The 18984-nt window shown below is 71.9% G+C and carries 17 protein-coding genes and 1 pseudogene; 16 read left to right on the plus strand and 2 right to left on the minus strand.

Annotated elements, in window-relative coordinates:
• On the minus strand, positions 1–878 hold an 878-nt coding region (locus ACQEUR_RS25105; RefSeq protein WP_433035825.1), incomplete at its 3' end, for an AfsR/SARP family transcriptional regulator.
• A 555-nt stretch (positions 879–1433) separates the two neighbouring features.
• Here ACQEUR_RS25105 and ACQEUR_RS25110 point away from each other — a divergent pair.
• Positions 1434–2876, plus strand: a complete 1443-nt coding sequence (locus ACQEUR_RS25110) for a helix-turn-helix domain-containing protein (protein ID WP_433035828.1) — start codon at positions 1434–1436, stop codon at positions 2874–2876.
• Positions 2864–3787 (plus strand): ornithine carbamoyltransferase, encoded by a 924-nt coding sequence (locus tag ACQEUR_RS25115; protein WP_433035831.1) that lies wholly within the window; start codon positions 2864–2866, stop codon positions 3785–3787. Before ACQEUR_RS25110 ends, ACQEUR_RS25115 begins: the two co-directional genes overlap by 13 nt.
• 43 nt (positions 3788–3830) lie before the next feature.
• Here the strand turns inward: ACQEUR_RS25115 and ACQEUR_RS25120 are convergent, their stop codons facing one another.
• Positions 3831–4043, minus strand: coding sequence for an MbtH family protein (locus tag ACQEUR_RS25120; RefSeq protein WP_433035834.1), 213 nt, complete (start codon positions 4041–4043; stop codon positions 3831–3833).
• Between the two features lie 365 nt (positions 4044–4408).
• Here ACQEUR_RS25120 and ACQEUR_RS25125 point away from each other — a divergent pair, with 365 nt between their 5' ends.
• From ACQEUR_RS25125 to ACQEUR_RS25190, 14 genes and pseudogenes are all read left to right on the plus strand, one after another.
• Positions 4409–4885: a cobalamin B12-binding domain-containing protein gene (locus ACQEUR_RS25125; RefSeq protein ID WP_433035837.1), complete on the plus strand. Its 477-nt coding sequence runs from the start codon at positions 4409–4411 to the stop codon at positions 4883–4885.
• 65 nt (positions 4886–4950) lie between these two features.
• A pseudogene (locus ACQEUR_RS25130) lies at positions 4951–6183 on the plus strand (methylaspartate mutase); the annotation flags it as partial.
• A 66-nt stretch (positions 6184–6249) separates the two neighbouring features.
• A complete protein-coding gene (locus tag ACQEUR_RS25135; protein ID WP_433035873.1) occupies positions 6250–7257 on the plus strand; it encodes an asparagine synthetase A in 1008 nt (335 codons plus the stop codon).
• Positions 7254–8612 carry a glutamate synthase-related protein gene (locus ACQEUR_RS25140; RefSeq protein ID WP_433035840.1) on the plus strand — a complete coding sequence of 453 codons (1359 nt, stop codon included), beginning with the start codon at positions 7254–7256 and terminating at the stop codon, positions 8610–8612. The genes ACQEUR_RS25135 and ACQEUR_RS25140 overlap by 4 nt, the downstream gene beginning before the upstream one ends.
• Positions 8605–9657 (plus strand): PLP-dependent cysteine synthase family protein, encoded by a 1053-nt coding sequence (locus ACQEUR_RS25145; RefSeq protein WP_433035843.1) that lies wholly within the window; start codon positions 8605–8607, stop codon positions 9655–9657. The genes ACQEUR_RS25140 and ACQEUR_RS25145 overlap by 8 nt, the downstream gene beginning before the upstream one ends.
• Positions 9654–10907 (plus strand): ATP-grasp domain-containing protein, encoded by a 1254-nt coding sequence (locus tag ACQEUR_RS25150; RefSeq protein WP_433035846.1) that lies wholly within the window; start codon positions 9654–9656, stop codon positions 10905–10907. Before ACQEUR_RS25145 ends, ACQEUR_RS25150 begins: the two co-directional genes overlap by 4 nt.
• A 53-nt stretch (positions 10908–10960) precedes the next feature.
• Complete coding sequence (locus tag ACQEUR_RS25155; protein WP_433035849.1) at positions 10961–12481, plus strand: lyase family protein; 1521 nt, start codon at positions 10961–10963, stop codon at positions 12479–12481.
• 461 nt (positions 12482–12942) lie between these two features.
• On the plus strand, positions 12943–13893 hold the full coding sequence (locus tag ACQEUR_RS25160; protein ID WP_433035852.1) for a class I SAM-dependent methyltransferase: 951 nt from the start codon (positions 12943–12945) through the stop codon (positions 13891–13893).
• Between the two features lie 51 nt (positions 13894–13944).
• Complete coding sequence (locus ACQEUR_RS25165) at positions 13945–14739, plus strand: 2-keto-4-pentenoate hydratase (RefSeq protein ID WP_433035855.1); 795 nt, start codon at positions 13945–13947, stop codon at positions 14737–14739.
• Positions 14740–14804: 65 nt separating this feature from the next.
• A complete protein-coding gene (locus ACQEUR_RS25170) occupies positions 14805–15698 on the plus strand; it encodes an acetaldehyde dehydrogenase (acetylating) (RefSeq protein WP_433035858.1) in 894 nt (297 codons plus the stop codon).
• Positions 15695–16759: a 4-hydroxy-2-oxovalerate aldolase gene (gene dmpG / locus ACQEUR_RS25175; protein WP_433035861.1), complete on the plus strand. Its 1065-nt coding sequence runs from the start codon at positions 15695–15697 to the stop codon at positions 16757–16759. The genes ACQEUR_RS25170 and dmpG overlap by 4 nt, the downstream gene beginning before the upstream one ends.
• On the plus strand, positions 16752–17000 hold the full coding sequence (locus ACQEUR_RS25180) for an acyl carrier protein (RefSeq protein WP_433035864.1): 249 nt from the start codon (positions 16752–16754) through the stop codon (positions 16998–17000). The genes dmpG and ACQEUR_RS25180 overlap by 8 nt, the downstream gene beginning before the upstream one ends.
• 53 nt (positions 17001–17053) lie before the next feature.
• Positions 17054–18154, plus strand: a complete 1101-nt coding sequence (locus ACQEUR_RS25185) for a histidinol-phosphate transaminase (RefSeq protein WP_433035867.1) — start codon at positions 17054–17056, stop codon at positions 18152–18154.
• Positions 18155–18179: 25 nt separating this feature from the next.
• Positions 18180–18984 (plus strand): LnmK family bifunctional acyltransferase/decarboxylase (locus tag ACQEUR_RS25190; RefSeq protein ID WP_433035870.1); only part of this gene is annotated, 805 nt, incomplete at its 3' end.

Raw genomic sequence — 18984 nt, forward strand, 5'->3', positions numbered from 1 at the left:
GCGAGCTGGCCGACGCGGCCGGTGAAGCCGGGTACGTCGGTGGGCAGTTGCGCCGGGCGGCACCGGGCGGTCCCGGATCGTCGGTCCGCGGCGGGAGCCGGATCGCGATCGTCGCGGAGGATCGCGGTTTCGAGCTGGCGTAGCTCGGCCGGCGGGTCGAGGCCGAACTCGTCGGCGAACCGCTCCTTCGCCTGCCGGTAGACGCCCAACGCCTCGACGGTCCGTCCGACGCCGTGCAGGGCCAGCATGAGGTGGCCGACCAGCCGTTGCCGGTCCGGATGTTCGGCGGCCAGCCGGCGCGCCTCGTCGAGCACCCTCAGGTGGTCGCCCTGGCGCAGCAGGGCGGCGAGCCGGTCCTCGACGGCGCCCAGCCGCGCCTCCGCCAGGTGGCCGCCCAGCAGGGTCCGGGTCGCCTCGCTGGCGGTGCCGGCGAGGAACGGCCCCTGCCACAGGGCCAACGCCTCGTCCAGCAGCTCCAGGCGGATCCGGTCGTCGTCGGTGTGCTGCGCGCGGGAGAGCAGCCCGGTGAACCGGTGTACGTCGATCCGGTCGGCGGGGCAGTCGAGTACGTAGCCCGGCCCGTCACCCCGGATCGTGACCGGCCCGGCAGCGCCGGCCGGGGCGCCGGTCCCGTCCGGGGCGTTGGCCGACGCGGCGGCCAGCGTGGCGCGCAGCCGGCTGACCTGACTGTGGATGATCCGGCGGGCCGTCCGAGGTGGATCCGCCGGCCAGGTCAGGTCGACCAGTCGCTCCGTGGTGACCAGCCGGTTGGCCTCCAGGGCGAGTACGGCCAGCACGAACCGTTGCATCCGTACCCCGAGGTTGACGGCCCGGCCGCCGAGTTCGGCCCGTACCGGACCCAACAGGCGCAACTGCATCCGATCCCCCGATGGGCGCGTCCGGACCCGACCCCGTTGGCGGTTCCGCACTGTGGCCCGCATTCAAACCGCCCGACGGTGATGATCGCAACAGAACCGCAGCAACATTGCGACCCGGAACCGCGACGTTCTTGCCATCTGCTAAGGCCGCGAGGCCACCGATGAAGGAGCGCCGATGGGACCGAGGGCAACCATCCGAGCGGCACCGACGACAGTCGCGGTGGCCGGCGTCCTGCTGTTCACCGCCGGTACCGCCCAGGCCGCGCCCGCGGCGCCGGCAGCCGCATCCGCCGGGAACCTGGCGCCGGGCACAGGGCGTGGGACGGCCTGCGGCCCGGACGCCCCGGTCGGGATAGAGCGGATGTGAAGCCGCCATGCGGTTGGCCGGGACTGTCCGGCCGGGGAAGCGGATCATGTGGAGGCGGTCGCGTCACGACGAAGCTGGTCACCTCCGGGAGTACGTCCAGAACAGCGGCCATGAGGAGCGGGGCGCGTCCCTCACGTCCGGGCGGCACTGTGCGGCGGTCGGAAGACGTACCCGTGACCCGGGTCGGCTTGTCCATTCCGACGGCGCTGACCTTCGAGCTGGATGAAAGCGGGCAGGCGGAAATCATGGGGATCACACTGCGTGAAAATCCCAGAGGACAGGATGTCGACAGCCTCGGAGAACTGTTGAAGGTGTCGAGGCGCCAGGCCGGGCTGACCCAGGTGCAGCTTGCCGGCCTTTCCACCGTCAGCGTGCGTGCCATTCGAGACCTGGAACTCGGCAAGGTCCAGCAACCTCGCCGGGAGACGGTCCGGCTGCTCGCCGCCGCACTGCGGCTGAAAGGCTCCCGCCGCGCGGCCTTCGAGGTGGCCGCGGGCGGCATGTACGGCACCGGCACCCTCGAACAGGCCTGCGACGTCGAGCAGGCCCAACCCCCGGCCTCGATCGGGCACTTCGTCGGACACCAGTCCGAGCTGCACGCCGTCACCGAACTTCTCGGCGCCGAACGCGAGCGGCTTGTCACGGTCGTCGGTGCCATCGGCGTCGGCAAGACCCGGCTCGCTCTGGAAGCCGCCCAGGCACTGCACACCCGGAGCCGCGTCCCCATCCTCTGGGTTCACATGGGTGTGGGCCCCAACGCCGCGGCAGGGCTGCCCCAGCACGTGCTCGCCAACTGGGTCAGCGAGGTCATCGTCGGTGGGGGCCCGTTCCACGAACTGGCCCAGGTGATCGGCAACAAGCCCACCCAGCTCGTCCTCGACGGCGTCGAGTCGCCGGCCGCCGTGCACGCCTCACTGTTACAGGTGCTGCATTCCTGCCCCCAGCTCAGCGTCCTCGTCACCACCCGCGAGCCCACCCCGGTACTCGGCGGACGCCTCGTGCCCCTGGCTCCGCTCGCCCTGCCGGCGCCGGTGGCCGCGGGTGAGTCGACGGGAACCTCGGAGGAGCCCGCCCTCGCCCTGATGATGTCCTACCTGCGTCACCTCAGACCCGACATCCTGCCCACCGAATCCGTCGTCGCCACCATGGCCCGCATCTGCTGTGCCCTGGACGGCCTGCCCCAGGCGCTGGAGTCGGCCGCCTCCTGGCTGCCGCTCTACGCCCCTCACCAACTCCTGGAAGCGGCCGAGTCGTTCCCCCTCTCGCTCACCGAGCACATGTCGGCCCCCGACTCGGAGGCCGCCGGGTCGTTCCGGCGCTCGCTGGAACAGTCCATCGCCCGGCTTCAGCCACAGCACGCCAGTCTGCTGCGGGTCCTCGCCGCAAAGGGCACCTCCTGGAACATCGGCGACATCGCCCGGCAGGCCAACTGCACACCGGTGGAGGCGCTACGCGGGCTGCACGCGCTGCTCCTGCGTGGCCTGGTCCGGCCCGTGCACTACGAGCAGGCGGGCCAGGGCGGGCTGTCCACCTTCACCGTCCTGAACCTCGTCCGGCACCTGGCCACCCCCGTGGCCCCCGCACCGAGACTCCTGTACTCGCAGAGAGAGATTTTCCCATGCGTAATCTGATCTCACTGGCCGACCTGAGCCGATCCGACCTCGCGCACCTCGTCGCCCGCGCCGTACGCCTGGGCCGTGAGGGCGTACGCGAGAAGACCCTCACCGACCGGTCGGTGGGCATCTACTTCAGCAAGTCCTCCACCCGGACCCGGACCGCCTTCTGGGCCGCGGCGACCCGGTTGGGGGCACACACCGTCACCTACGGCCCCGACGACCTTCAACTGGTCAGCGGGGAGACCCTTGAGGACACCGGCAGGGTCCTCGCCGAGTACCTCGACGCCCTCGTGGTACGTACGAACGGGCCGGTCGACGAGATGCGCAGGATCGGCACCAACAGCCGGCTCGCGGTGGTGAACGCCCTCAGTTCCGACGAGCATCCCACCCAGGCGATCGCCGACCTCACCACGCTCGCCGAGGAGTTCGGTGCCCTTGACGGCCGCCACCTGCTCGTCGTCGGCGAGGGGAACAGCTCCGGTTCCGCACTCGCACTCGCCGCCGCGCTCACCCCGGGCCTGCGGGTCACCGTGCTGTGTCCCGCCGGGTACGAGGTGCCCAAGGACGTCCGTGACACCGTCGACCGGCTGGGCGACAACCGCGCCCAGGTCGAGCAGATCACCAACCCCGCCGATGTGCAGGGGCCCGTCGACGCCGTCTACACGAGCCGTTGGCAGACCATGGGCGTGCCCAAGGAGGACCCGGACTGGCTGGCCGCCTTCGAAGGGTTCCGCATCGACGAGGAGTTCCTCGGCCGGGTCGCCGCGCCGCACACCGTCTTCCTGCACGACCTTCCCGCCGTACGCGGGCAGGAGGTCACCGACGAGGTGCTCGACGGCGCCCGCAGCCGGGCCTGGCGGCAGGCCCACCACAAGATGACCGCCGCCATGGCCGTACTCGAATGGTGCATCACCGAAGTGCCCTGAGTCGCGCTTCGCGGCGCCCGCCCGGCCCGGGCGGGCGCCGCGGTCAGCCGCCCATCGCGCGGATTAGCGACGCCGGTCGCATGTCCGTCCAGTGCGCTTCCACGTAGTCCAGGCACTCCTGCCTGCTGCACGCCTCCCGCGCCACCGACCAGCCCGCCGGCACCTCCAGCCGGTCCGGCCACAGTGAGTGCTGGCCTTCGTCGTTGACGAGCACCACGTACGTGCCGTCGGGGTCCTCGAAGGGGTTGGTAGCCATGCGTCACCTCGGTCGTCGATCCAGTGTCCGCTCACCCTAGAAGCGTCCGGTGCCCACGACGGGCAGGGCGGCAGGCGATCGCCCGGCAGTTCTCGGCCACCCGCGCCTACCGCTGCGGCGGATCCCGGACCGACCGGCTCCAGCCCGCGGCCAGCCTTCGCCGCACGCGCTCCACCGAACCCGCCTGCCACGCCACGACCCAGCGCCTGTCGATCACGACCTCCGGCGGTGACGACCGCGGGGCAGCCCGGACGGTCCGCCCGGTCAACTGCCCCTCAGCTGCCGCTCCAGGCGCCGGTACCGGACGGTGTCCGCTCATACGATCGGCACGACGCGACCACGGCCAATCTTCGAAGACGGGACCCATGGTGAAGTCCGCGACGAGCATGGCGCGCACCCGCCCGGGGGCGTTGCGGGTCATAGTGACGGGCACCTCCTCCGACGCGCACACGTGGAACCTGGTGTTTCTGCAACTGCTGCTGGAGCATCTCGGCCACGAGGTGCTCAACCTCGGCCCGTGCACCCCTGACGCTCTCGTCGTCGACAGCTGTGTCACCCACCGTCCCGACCTCCTCGTCGTCTCCAGCGTCAACGGCCACGGGCACATCGACGCCTGCTCCCTGATCGCCGCCCTGCGCGCCGAGCCGGCCACCACCGATCTGCGCGCCGTCGTCGGCGGCAAGCTCGGCATCAGCCTCGACGGCCGGGAGGGGGCCGTGCGTGCCCTCATCGAGGCCGGCTTCGACGCCGTCTTCGACGAGGGCACGACCGGCATCTCCTTCGAGTCGTTCATGGCCTCCCTGTCCCAGGCCGCGACAGTGCCCACCGGAGCGGGTGCATGACCGTCCCCGTACCGCACGCGTCGGACGGTCGCGACGGGGCGTCGCCGGGTGGCTTCGCCCACTTCATGAACGCCGCCCGCGCCGCAGGCGCTCTGGTGGTCCAGCCCCGCATGGGTTTCTCCGACCCCGGCCGCATGCGGGACGGGCTCCTCGCCACCCGGGACGCGGCCGAGTGGGTCGCCGGAACCATCACCGTCGACAGCTACACCCGGGTCGGCGACGTACGCTCCGCCGTGCGCGCCGTGCACGAGGGCAGCGCCCTCAACGGCTACCCGATCACCGCCTACAGCCCGCACACCACCCGCTGGGTCGTCAACGCCGCGCACACCGCCGGCTTTCCCATCCAGGTCCGGCACGGCTCGCCCAGCCCGCAGGCCATCACCGCCGCCCTTGTCCGCGCCGGACTCGACGCCACCGAAGGCGGCCCCGTCTCCTACTGCCTTCCCTACGGCCGCATGCCGCTCGCCGACTCCGTACGCAACTGGCGTGAGACATGCGAATTCCTCGCCGCGCTGCGCGCCACCGGCCGTGAACCGCACCTGGAGACCTTCGGCGGCTGCATGCTCGGCCAGCTCTGCCCACCCGCCCTCCTCGTCGCCATCAGCGCCCTCGAAGCGCTCTTCTTCCACCGGCACGGGCTGCGCAGCGTCTCCCTCAGCTACGCCCAGCAGACGAACGCGGAACAGGACGAGCAGGCTGTCGCCGCGCTGCGGCGTCTCGCCGCCGAACTGCTGCCCGCCGCCGACTGGCACATCGTCGTCTACACGTACATGGGGCTCTACCCCTCGACCCCCGAAGGCGCTCGCCGTCTCCTGGAGGCATCCACCACCCTCGCCGTGCGCACCGGCGCCGACCGCCTCATCGTCAAGACGGCCGCCGAGGCCCACCGGATCCCCACCGTGGCGGAGAACGTCACGGCCCTGCGCACCGCCTCCGCCGCCGCCCGCGCCGCGCGTACCACGCTGGACGGCGCGCACGCCCCCGACCCGGGCGCCGACAGCCCGGTCTACGCGGAGGCGCGGGCACTGGTCGACGCCGTACTAACCCTCTGTGACGACCCTGGCGACGCCCTCATAGCGGCCTTCCGCCGCGGCTACCTCGATGTTCCCTACTGCCTCCACCCCGACAACGCGGGCCGCGCTCGCAGCCACCTCGACGCGGCCGGCCGTCTGGTGTGGACCGACGTCGGCGCCATGCCCATCCGCCGTGCGCCCGACGGCCCTCGCCCGTCCCGGCTCACCGCGTCCGGGCTCCACGAGGCCCTGTCCTTCGTCCAGCGCCGCTTCGACGCCGCCCTGCCCGCGGGCGTCGCGTCCCGGCCGCTCGCGCCACCACGCACCCCGGCAGTATTCGAAGGGAAAACCATGCCCACGCAGCCGAGCCGCCCCGACGCCGGGGTCCGCCCGCCCCTCTCGCCGGACGAGCACCTCACCTCGCACACGACGCGGGCCGTCCTGCGGATCCAGAACCGCGTCCTGGCGGTCGTCCGCGACTTCCTGACCGACCGCGGCTTCACCGAACTGCTGCTACCGGTCATCGGCCCGGTCACGGACCCCGGCATCCGCGGCTCCAAGCAGGTCGACGTGGACTTCTACGGCCACAGGTACAAGCTGATGACCAGCGCGATCCTCTACAAGCAGACCTCCCTGCTGGCCTTCGACAAGATCTTCTGTATCGCGCCCAACGTCCGGCTGGAGCCGCTGGAGACCGCCGTCACGCATCGCCACCTCGTCGAGTTCCACCAGATCGACGTGGAGATACGCGACGGCCGGCGCGAGGACGCCATGCTGCTGGCCGAGCAGCTCGTCTCGCACACAGCGGCGGTCGTCCGCGAGCTCCGCGCCGAGCTGGAGATCCTGGAGCGCGACCCCGACGCCTTCCGCGACGTGGTGGCCGGGGTCTTCGACCGTGTCACCCACCGCGACGCCACCACCGACCTGAACGAGCTCGGCCACCCCCAGGATCCGGCCGCCGAAATCGACTGGCAGGGCGAGGAGGTCCTCTCCGCCAAGGCCAGCCGCCCCTTCTTCGTGGTCGACTACCCCAAGGGCTCACGCGGCTTCTACGACCGCGAGGACCCCGAACGCCCGGGTGTGCTGCGCAACTTCGACCTGATCGCCCCCGAGGGCTACGGCGAGCTCGCCAGCGGCAGCGAGCGCGAACACGACTACGCTGCCATCGTCACCAGGATGCGGGAGACCGGTGAGAATCCCGCCAAGTACGGCTGGTACCTCGACCTGGCCCGCCGGGGCATCCCCGCCAGCGCCGGGTTCGGCCTCGGTCTGGAGCGCTTCACCCGCTACCTCACCGGACGCGCTGCCGTCTGGCAGGCCGCCGCGTACCCGAAGCTCCCCGGAGTGGTGTCACCGTGACCGGGCGCCCACCATCGGGCACCCCCCGGTTCAGCGCCGGGGGATTTCCCCAGGAGGCGATCCGCGACCGCGCCAGGAACGGCGCCGCCGCCGTCTTCCCGCCGCTCGCCGGATACGGCACCACGCTCTACGGCGCAGAGCGCTCGGCCACCGCGCCGGGGTACGCCGACTGTGACGACCTGCTGGAGCGCACCCGGATCGTGCCGCCGGTCTTCATGCCCGAGCGGCTGGAGAAGCTCATCGATCTCGGCCGGGAACCCTACTACGGTGATGTCGCCCTGGAGACGGAACTGGGTGGCATGCGTGCGCCGCTGCCGCTGTTCGTCTCCGCCTTCGGCTCCACCCGGGCCACCGGCGACGACCTCGGCGAGGCCGTCGCCCGCCAGGCGGCCGCGGCCGGGCTGCCGTTGGTCATCGGGGAGAACGTGGTGCCCGTCAACGGCTACCGCGCATCCACCCGCCCAGACGGTCCGCTGTCGCCGCTGCTCGGCCGGGTCCGCGCCTACCTGGAGGCGGCCCGCGCCGACGGTACCGGCGGCGTTGTCGTCCAGCAGAGCACCGAGGACGCCGACAGCGAGGTGTGGAATCTCGTCTACAGCGACGCCGCGGCCCAGCCGCTTCTGGAGACCGGACGCCTCGCCTTCGAGCTGAAGGTCGGCCAGGGTGCCAAACCCGGACTGGGCGGCATGATCGTCGTGGACGCCGCCGACGCGTCCCGCCTGACCGGGCAGTACCTCGTCGAACCACTGTCCGGCGGGGCGGGACGCTTCCTGCGCTCCAGCGCACCCGGCACGTTCACCGAGGAGATTCTGCGCCAGCAGATCCGGCTGATGCGCAACAACTTCCCGCGCGCCCGCGTGTGGGTGAAGCTCCATCCCGGCCGTGACATCGCCGACGTCTCCGCCACCGCCTGGTCGGCCGGCGCCGACGCCGTACTCGTCGATGGCGCCGAGGGCGGTACCGGCTGGGCGCCGTCCGTCTTCCTCGGCCACGTCGGACTGCCGCTCTTCGAGTGCCTGACCCGGGTCGGCCCGACCCCGTACTGCCTGCTGGCCACCGGCCGGATGTGGGAGGGCAGCCGGGTCGTCAAGGCCCTCGCCCTGGGTGCCCGGGCCGCCGGACTGGGCCGCGCCGCTCTCATCGCCGCCGACGAGGACCGCGATCAGGGGCTGCTGCGCCTGGTCGAGGCGCTCGCCCTCGAACTGCGGCTCCTGATCAGCGCACTCGGCAGGTACGACGCAGGCGCCGTCAGCCGCGACGACGTCCTGGTACCGGCAAGCCCCTGGGCGGCGCCCAGCGCGTGCGCACCCCCCGTTGTCGTCCGCGAGCGATGGGAGTTCACCACAGATGACTGACACAGTGGCGACACCGGGCCGCAAGGTCTATCCCTCGGTGCTGGAGGCCACGGAGCTTCCTCGGATCATCCGCATCACCGGGAACCTCTACGCGGCCGCGTTCAGCCTGATGAAGATGCTGCCCGCCCGCTACATCGTCGACCGGGCGGAGGCCGTCGGCGTCCTCACGCCCGGCACTCCCGTCATCGAGACGTCGTCCGGCACCTTCGGCCTCGGCCTGGCCATGGTCTGCCAGCTGCGCGGATACCCACTGACCATCGTCGGTGACCCGGTCATCGACGCCGACCTGCGCCGCCGGCTGGAGATGCTGGGTGCGCGCGTCGAGATCGTCGAGGACCACGGCGGACCCGGCGGCATCCAGGCCGCCCGACTCGCCCGGGTCGCCGAACTGCACCGCGAGCGGCCCGACAGCTTCGTGCCGGGTCAATACGACAACCCCGACAACCCGGCCGCGTACGCCGCCGTCGCCGACCTGGTCGGCACCACCCTCGGCGCCGTGAGCTGTCTGGTGGGAACGGTCGGCTCGGGTGGCTCCACGGGTGGCCTCGCCGCCTCCCTGCGGCTGGCCAACCCGAGCCTGCACCTTGTCGGCGTCGACACGCCCGGCTCGATCATCTTCGGTGCTACCGAGGGCACCCGGCTGCTGCGCGGCCTGGGCAGCAGCATCCGCCCCGGCAACGTCGACTACGCCGCCTACGACGAGGTGCACTGGGTCGGGGCGAGCGAGGCGTTCCACGCCACCCATGACCTGTATCGCACGCACGGCCTGTTCATGGGCCCCACCAGCGGCGCCTCCTTCCAGGTCGCAGCCTGGTGGGCGCGGCGGAACCCCGACGACACGGTGCTGATGGTGCTGCCCGACGAGGGTTACCGTTATCAGTCCACCGTCTACAACGACGCCTGGCTGCGCGCCAACGACGCCGTGCCGGCACCCAACCCGGACGGCCCCCGGCTGGTGGGGCACCCCGCCGAGGTCGCCGACCGCTGGACTCGCCTCACGTGGGCGCGGCGCACCTTCGAAGCCGTAACGGGAACCGCCCGGTGACCGAGGTGGCCCACGGCACCCTGCTACTCGTCGAGTCCAACACCACCGGCACCGGGCGGCTGTTCGCCCGGTGTGCCCGGGACCTCGGCATCGAGCCGGTCCTCGTCACCGCCGACCCCGGCCGCTACCCGTACGTGGCGCTCGACGGGGTGCGCACCGAGTGCGTCGACACGTCGGACGGGGAGGCGGTCCTCGTCGCGGCCCGACGGATCGCGGCGACCGCACCGGTGCTCGGCGTGACGTCCAGCTCCGAGTACTACATCGTCACCGCCGCCGCCACCGCCCGGATGCTCGGGCTGCCCGGCCCTGGCGAGGAGGCCGTCCGCGCCTGCCGCGACAAGTCCGTGCAGCGCCGCCGGTTGGCCGAGGCGGGCATGCCGCAGCCGCGTCACGAGGTCGTCCACGACGTGGCCGGTGCCGTCGCCGCGGCGCGTCGCATCGGCTTCCCCGTCGTCCTCAAGCCCGCCCAGGGCTCCGGCAGCCTCGGGGTGCGGGCCTGCGCCGACGAGGAGCAGACCACGCGGCACGCCTCCGTGCTGACGGCGGCGACCGTCAACGAACGCGGGGTGGCCGTGCCGCCCGATGTGCTGGTCGAACAGTTGCTGCCCGGCCAGGAGTTCTCCGTCGAGGTGTTCGGGGGCAGGGCGATCGCCGTGGTCGTCAAACACCTGGGGGAGCCGCCGGTGTTCGTGGAGACCGGGCACGACGTCCCGGCCGCCGTCCCGCCCGCCCGGGGTGCCCTGCTGCGCGAGTCGGCCGAACGGGCGGCCGCCGTCCTCGGGCTCGGCTGGGGCGCCGTCCACGTCGAGTTGCGGCTCGACGGCGACCGGCCGACCGTCATCGAGGTGAACCCACGCCTGGCCGGCGGCATGATCCCCGACCTGGTGCGCCGGACCAGCGGCGTCGACCTGGTGGCCGACCAGGTCCGGGCCGCCGTCGGGCTCGACCCGGCCGGGATCACCGGCCCGCGCGCCGGGGCGGCCGCCATCCGCTTCCTCACGGCCGACCGCGACGCCGTCCTGGGTGGCACGGACCTGACGGACGTGCTGCTCACCGCCGTCCGCGAGGTACCCGGCGTCGTCGACGCCGTCCTGTACGCGGCGGAGGGCACCCGGGTCGCCCCCGCCACGGACTTCCGGGGCCGCGTCGGGCATGTCATCGCCGAAGCCGCGACCGGCCCGGCCGCCGCCCGTGGCGCCGAGCGCGGGCGCACCCTGCTCAGCCGGTCCCTGCGGGCGGTCTCCGGATGAGACGCCCCCCGTCAGCCTCGGCAGCTCGTCCGATCCCAGCGGAGGTACCCGCGATGGAGGAAGCTAGTACCGTCAGCGCCGCCCGCGGGGTCGACACCGGCCGGCTGCGCACCGGCCTGAACGCCGAGGCCCACCGCATCGTCTACGACCAGTACCTGCCGCCGGTGGACGGGGCGGAGCACTGCGGCGGGCTCATCGAGGAACTCGGCTTCATCAGCGAAGTGGACCGCGCCCACCTGGTGATGCTCGTCGAACGCGGCATCGTCGACGCCGCCCCCGTCGCCGCCCTGCTTCGCGCCATCGACGCCCTGCGCGCCGACGGTTTCGCCCCGGTCCAGGCCCGGCCCATGCCGCGCGGCGTCTACCTCGCCTACGAGTCGCACCTGGTGGCCGAGCTCGGCGACGACGTGGGAGGCGTACTGCACACCGGACGCTCCCGCAACGACCTGAACGCCACCACCGCCCGGCTGCGCGCCCGCCGCCACGCCGGGTCCCTGCTCGAGGCGGTCCGGCACCTGGCCACCGTGCTGCTGGACCGGGCCGCCGCCTACCGGACGGTGACCATGCCGGCGTACACCCACGGGCAGCCCGCCGTTCCCATCACCTACGGCCACTACCTCACCGGAGTCGCCTCCGCCGTGGTACGCGGATTGCGCGACCTGCTCGACGCCGCCCGGGAACTCGACGTCAACCCGCTCGGCGCCGGGGCTGTCGGCGGCACCTCTGTGCCCGTCGACCCGGTTCGCACCGGTGAACTCCTCGGCTTCGCCACGGCCGCCCGCAACTCCGTGGACGCCGTCGCCTCCCGCGACTTCGGGCTGCGGCTGCTGTCTGCCGCCGGGGTGCTCGGCGTCGTGGCCGCCCGCGTCGCCCGCGACCTCACCTTCTGGACCGTCGAGGAGAATCCGCTGCTCCGGCTCGCCGACGACCTCGTCGGGTCCAGCTCGATGATGCCGCAGAAACGCAATCCTTTCCTGCTGGAGCACATCCAGGGCCGGGCCACCGCGAGCCTCGGGGCCTTCACCGCCGCCGCCTCCGCGATGGTTACCGCCCCCTACACCAACGCCATCGCCGTCACCGGAGACGCGCTACGCCACGTGTGGCCGGGAATGCGCGCCACCGTCGACGTCGTGGTGCTGCTGCGGCTGGTCGTCGCCGGGGCCGAACCAGACGCCCACCGGATGCTGCGCCGCGCCGTGGACGGCTACACCTCGGCGACCTATCTCGCCGAACGGCTCGTCGCCACGGGTGTGCCGTTCCGCACCGCCCACCACCTTGTCGGACGTGCCGTCGCGGACGCGCTGGAGGCCGGGGCGCCCCTGGCCGCGGCGGCGGCCGCACCCGAGATCGCCGCGGCCGCCCCCGACGACGGGGACGCCAACTGGCTGAGCCCCACCGCCGTCGCCGCGGCCTGCGCGTACGGCGCCGGTCCCGGTGGCGACTCCACCGAGCGTGCCATCGGCGAGCTGCACGGGGAACTCGACGCCCTGTCGGCGGAGTTGACCGGTCGGACCCGACGGTGGGCGGAGGGCGCCGCGCTGCTGGACGCCGCTGCCAGGGCAGCCGCCGCCTGATCATTCCGCTGTTCGGACGTCAGACGCGGTTCTGTGCATTCCGAGACGGTCTGGCGGTCCGCCAGTTCTCCGGCCGATCCTTCCGCAGATATTGCGAGAACCGGCCGAAGCTCCAGCGCGGCAGTTACGCCGGCACGCTCGACAATGCGGTCCGGTCCCCGGCTGCCTCCCCTCCTGCCTGTTGACCGCGCGCGCCGTCCACATTCAGCGCTTCATTCGGCAGATTCGCGGAACCGGGGGCCGTTCATCGTTGGGCCGGCAGTTGAGGGGCGGTTTTCCAGACTCCGTTGACGGTCGGGAGGCGGGGTTGGCAGTCTCCTGCATAGGTCGGGCAGTTCGGACCCGCCCCGCGGTTCGCATCCGTCGAACGCCGTGCATCGACGAGTCGCGTCCGAAAGCGCCTTCTTTGTATTTGGGAGCGGAAGTTGAGCAGGATCGATTCTAGGGAAAACGCCGCCGATATGGCCGCGAACGCGGCTCTCCTGGAGATCGCCGAGAACCTCGGTCTTTCCGCCCTGCTGGACCGAGCCGCGCCCTTCGGTGTCGACGAGGTGATGAAGGCCGCCGACGTGCCCGAGGCGGGCGCACTGGCGTTCCTCGAAGCTCTGCTCGCGGCGGGGCTGCTGGAACACGGCACCGGGGAACGACAGTTCGTGCCGTGTGCCGAGATGGCCGCTCGCCGCTACGAGGCGGGCTACCTCTCGTGGTCGCTGAACGCCAACCGGCCCTACCTCGACCACGCGGCCCTGTTCCTGCGCGACCCGGAGACGGCCAGGGCCCGGTACCAGCGGGATGGGCGCCGGGTCGCGGTCTCCTCCCGCTGGATCGGATCGCGCGGCTTCTACCCGGGCGTGATCGCCGAGATCATCTCCCGCAAGCCGCAGCGGATCGTCGACCTGGGCGCGGGCGCGGCCGGTCTGCTGATCCACCTGCTGACCGCGCTGCCCGGAAGCACCGGTCTCGCCCTGGACCTGAGCGCCGGGGCGTGTGAGGAGGCCGAACGGGCCGCCCGCCGCGCCGAGGTGGGCGACCGGCTCGACGTGGTGCACCGCTCCATCGAGTCGCTGGTCGACGATCCCTCGCCGGTGCGCGGCGCCGACGTGGTGCATGCGGGCTTCGTGATGCACGATGTCGTATCCCAGCCGAAGGTGCTCGACGGCATCCTGCGAGCCGTGCGCGAGTCGCTCGCCGACGGCGGCTGCTTCGTGGTCACCGATGCCGTGCCGTACGTGGACAACCCGAGGGAGCGCGCCTTCAGCGCCCTGTTCACCTACCTCCACGCCAGTTCGATGGAGGTACGCCTGCCCACCGAGGAACTGTGGCGCGAGGCGTTCGGCCGGGCCGGCTTCACCGACGTGCGCGGCCACCCGCTGGGGATGCCCGGCAGCCGCGTGTTCGTCGCCGCGGTCTAGATCCCGCGCGTCGCCGGCGGCGGCGCTTTCGAGCCTTCCGACAGGAGCCAGATGAGCCAGTCCGCCGAACAGGTCCGGGACAGGGCACGGGCCCTCTACGAGGCGCGGGCCAAGCGCGTCCCCATCGCACCGTTCACCGACCAGAACCCGGAGCTCGGCATGGACGACGGGTACGCCGTCCAGCGGGAGCTGACCGCGTTGCTCCTCGCCGACGGCGACGCCGTCATCGGGTACAAGGCGGGGCTGACCTCGGTCCCGATGCAGGAGATGTTCGGCGTCAGCACCCCGGATTACGGCCCGGTGTTCGCCTCCACCGTGCTCGCCGACGGGGCGAACGTATCACCGGAGGCGTTCATCGCGCCCAAGGTCGAGGCGGAGATCGTCTTCCGGCTCGGCGTCCCGCTGCGCGGCCCGGGTGTGACGGTGGAGCAGGCACGCGCGGCCGTCGGCGAGGTGATGGCCGGCCTCGAAATCGTGGACTCCCGGATCGAGGACTGGCGGATCCGGCTGGCCGACACCATCGCCGATCTGGCGTCCAACGGCGCTGTCGTGCTCGGCACCCCGGTACCCGTGGATCCGAGCGTCGACTACCGGCTCCTCGGCCTGGCATTCTCCCGCGGCGGGGCGCTGCTGGCGACCGGGGCGGGCGCGGCCGCGCTGGGCGACCCCGCGGCCGTGGTGGCCTGGCTGGCCAACACGCTCGGCGAGCGCGGGATCACCCTCGAAGCCGGCCAGCTGATCATGACCGGGGCGTTGCACGCGGCGGTCCCGCTACTCCCGGGAGACACCTTCGTCGCCGAGTTCGACCGCCTGGGCGCCATCACCCTGCGCGTGGACAAACCCTAGGACGGTTCCGCCGGCTCTCCGGGCCGGTCAGGACGACTCTTCGGACAGGGAAGGGCAAGACAACCATGAGACGAAACGGGCGGCTATCCGTTGCGGTACTCGGCGCCGGCCTCATCGGTGTCGACCTGGCCACCAAGGTGATGCGTTCCGACTCCCTCGACCTCCGGCTGGTCGTGGGCCGGGACGCGACCACCCCGGGCCTGCGGCGCCTGGCCGGGCTCGGCATGCCGGTGTCGGCCGACGGCATAGCGTCGCTGGTGGACACGGACGAACCATTTGACGTGGCGTTCGACGCCACCAACGCGATGGCACACGCCGAGCACGCCGACCGGCTGGCACCGCTGGACACGATGCTGATCGACCTGACCCCGAGCAGAGTCGGGCACATGGTCGTGCCGACGGTGAACGGATCCGAGGCCGTGGGACACCGCGACATCAACATGGTCAGCTGCGGCGGTCAGGCCTCGATCCCGATCCTGCACGCCGTCAGCAGGCGCCACCAGATCGACTACGTCGAGGTCGTGACCACCGCCGCCAGCCTCAGCGTGGGGCACTCGACCCGGCTGAACCTGGACGAGTACATCGAGACCACCCAGGACGCGGTGCGGCACTTCACCGAGGTCAAGGACGTCAAGTCGATCCTGAACATCAGCCCTGCCACCCCGCCCGCCACGTTCCGGGTCGCCATGTCACTGATCGGCCGGGACCTGGCGGCCGAGTCCGTGCGCTCGGAGGTCACGGCGGCGGTGGACCGGCTGCGTTCGTTCATCGAGGGCTTCGACGTGACCGCGTGCACGGTCGACGGCGAAAAGGCCTTCATCGCCGTGCAGGTCACCTCCTCCGGCGACCGCATCCCCGGGTACGCGGGCAACCTCGACATCATCAACTCTGCCGCGCTCCACGTCGCCGAGCAGTACGCGGCGAGCCGGCTCCAGATCGCAGGTGCGGAGAGGTCATGACCCAGGCAGCTAGCGGGGACGGCGGTACCGGTAGGACCGTCCTCATCCACGACCCGACGCTTCGTGACGGCCACCACGCGGTGGGCCACCGGCTGAGCCGCGAGCAGTTGCGCGGCTACGCGGCCGCCGCCGACAAGGCGGGCATCCCGGTCGTGGAGGTCGGCCACGGTAACGGACTGGGCGCCTCCTCCCTCCAGGTCGGCCGCGCCCGACTGAGCGACGACGAGATGCTGTCGGTGGTCCGCGGGGCCCTGCCGCACAGCAGGCTGGGCGTGTTCATGCTGCCCGGCTGGGGCGCCGTACGGGACCTGAAGCGGGCGATCGACCACGGCGTCGACATCGTGCGCATCGGCACCCACTGCACCGAGGGCAACCTCGCCGAGCGGCACCTCGGGTTCCTGCGTGAAGCCGGGGTGGACGCGCACGGCGTACTGCTGATGAGCCACATGGCGAGCCCGGATCGGCTGGCGGAGGAGTGCGTACGGCTGGTGGAGTACGGCGCCACCGGAGTCGGCATCCTCGACTCCGCGGGACAGTACCTGCCGGTCGACGTCACCGAGCGGATCGCGGCGATCCGTGCCGCCGTCGACGTCCCGGTGATGTTCCACGGCCACAACAACCTCGGCATGGCCGTGGCGAACTCGGTCGCCGCCGCGGAGGCGGGCGCCGACATCATCGACGCCTGCGCCCGAGGCTTCGGCGCGGGGGCCGGCAACACCCAACTGGAGGTCGTGGTTCCGGTCCTGGAGCGGATGGGCTTCAGCACCGGCATCGACCTGTACGGACTCCTGGACGCGGCCGACCTCGCGGAGCGCGAACTGATGGACGCACCGCCCACCATCGACTCCATCGGCGTCGTCAGCGGCCTGGCCGGGGTGTTCTCCGGGTTCAAGAAGCGGGTGCTGGAGATCTCCCGTCGCGAGCACGTCGACCCGCGCGACGTCTTCTTCGAGCTGGGCCGGCTCCAGGCGGTGGCCGGACAGGAAGACCTGATCGTCGACGTGGCGCTGGCGCTGCGCGGGGCGAACGGCACGCGGGACAGGAGCGCCGACCGTGTATGACGTACTCAAGGCCATCCTGGTCGACGATCTCCACGTGCGCGCCGAGGACGTGCTGCCCACGGCGAGCCGTACCGAGGTGGGCCTGGACTCCCTGGCCGCCGTGGAGCTCTCGGCCGTGCTGAACAGCCGACTCGGCATCGAGGTCCACGACTATGAGCTGTTGGGCGCGGCCACCATCGCCGACGTCGCGCGGTTGATGGAGGAACGCCACCTGGCGCTGAGCGCCGACGCGGCCGAGTAACCACCGTCCCGCGGTTGCCCGGACCGCGAACTCGTCCCCCTGGGAGGAGCCCCATGTCAGCGCCGCTACTGCGCGCGGTCCTCGACGACCTCGCCTCCTACCAGCCCACCGAGGGCGTGTACGGAGGGGCTGGACCCACCCGGCCGCTGTCGGCCAACGAGTCTCCCCTCGCGCCGCTGCCGGGCATCCTCGATGCGATCACGGCGGCGGGCGCGGTGATCAACCGTTACCCCGATCCCGGGTGCGGTGAGCTGACCGCCGCGCTCGCCCGCACCCACGGGGTCGACCCGGACCGGGTGCTGGTGGGCGCGGGCTCCGTCGCGCAGCTCCAGCTGCTCTTCCAGGCGGTCGCCGAGCCCGGCACCGAGGTCCTCTACGCCTGGCGGTCGTTCGAGCTGTACCCGGTGCTCGCCGAACTCGCCGGGGTCAGATCCGTGCGGGTGCCACTGGCCGGTGACGCGCACGACCTGCCGGCCATGGCCGGTCGGATCACCGACGCGACGCGTCTGGTGATCGTGTGTAACCCGAACAACCCGACGGGTACGGCCGTCGGTGCGGAGGAACTGGAAGCCTTCCTCGACCGGGTTCCGCCGACGTGTCTGATCGCGCTGGACGAGGCGTACCGCGAGTACGTCCGTAAGCCCGGGGCGGCCGACGGCCGGACGCTGTGTGACGTCTACCCCAACGTGGTGGTGCTGCGTACGTTCTCCAAGGCGTACGGGCTCGCGGGGCTCCGGATCGGCTATCTGTTGGGCGCCCCCGGCGTCGTCCAGCGTCTGCGCCGGGCCTCGCTCGCCTACTCGGTGAACGCGGTGGCGCAGCTGGCCGCGTTGGCGGCGCTCGGCCTGGAGGACCAGTTGCGGCGGCGGGTGGACGCCACGGTCGCCGAACGCACCCGGGTCCGGGCCGCGCTGCTGGCCGAGGGCTGGCGGGTACCGGACGGGCAGGGCAACTTCCTCTGGCTCCCGCTGGGCGCGGACGCGGCGGAATTCGGCAGCTGGTGCGCGGAGCGGGGCATCGCCAGCCACGGACGTTCGCGGGCGAGGGCGTACGCGTGTCGATCGGCTCCGCCGAGGACGACGACGCCTTCCTCGCGGCGTGCGCGCGGTGGCGCGCGGACGGCGAACCGGGAATGCGGCGCGAGTGACGGCTGACGTCTCTGACAACGGTGGTGAAGCGATGGTGCGGAGAAGTACGACGGTCGGCGGTGCGACGGACACCGTCCGGACGACGGATGACGGTTCCCTGCTCCGGCGGGTGGTGATCGCACCCGGGATGTGCAGCGGCGGATCTCTCGTCTTCGGGCGGATCGGTGACTGGACCTGGGAGGCGGTGGCCGCCGTGTGCCGGACCAATGTGCACGCGGCGCACACGGCCGAGGGCCGCCCCGCCTACCTGTCGTTCTACTACTACCGGGTACGTGGCGGGAAGGTCATCCATCCACACGGGCTGACCTTTGGCGACGAGATCCAGGTGACGTCCCGGGTGTTCCAGTTCGGCAGCCAGTCGGTGCTCACCCTGCACCGCCTCGCGCCCGCCGAACTCGCCCTGGGAGACGCCCCGTTGGCGCCGGAAGAGGCGTATGAGCAGCCGCACCCGGACTGCCTCTACGTGGAGAACTTCAACCGGTGGATCGCCCGCAGCCGTCCGGGGAGCAACGAGCGCCTGGCGGAGGTGGCGCCCCCGGACTTCGCGTACGCCCACCTGCCCCGGCTGCCCAACCAGTATTCGCCGCGCACGGTCGTCGGCCGCGCCCGTGAGGCGGGCACCTTCTACGCGGACCCGCCGGTGAACTTCACGGTGACCGGGCCGGTGCGGACCCACGAGTACACTCTGGACGTCGTCCGGGACTTCAACGGTGTGGGATTGGTGTATTTCGCCTCGTACTTCTCCATTTTCGACACGGCACTGCTGCGTCTGTGGCGCTCGCTGGGGCGGGCCGACCAACGGTTCCTGCAACGCAGGGTGATCGACCAGGAAGGTC

The sequence above is a fragment of the Plantactinospora sp. CA-290183 genome (assembly GCF_050936375.1).
Taxonomy (GTDB): domain Bacteria; phylum Actinomycetota; class Actinomycetes; order Mycobacteriales; family Micromonosporaceae; genus Plantactinospora.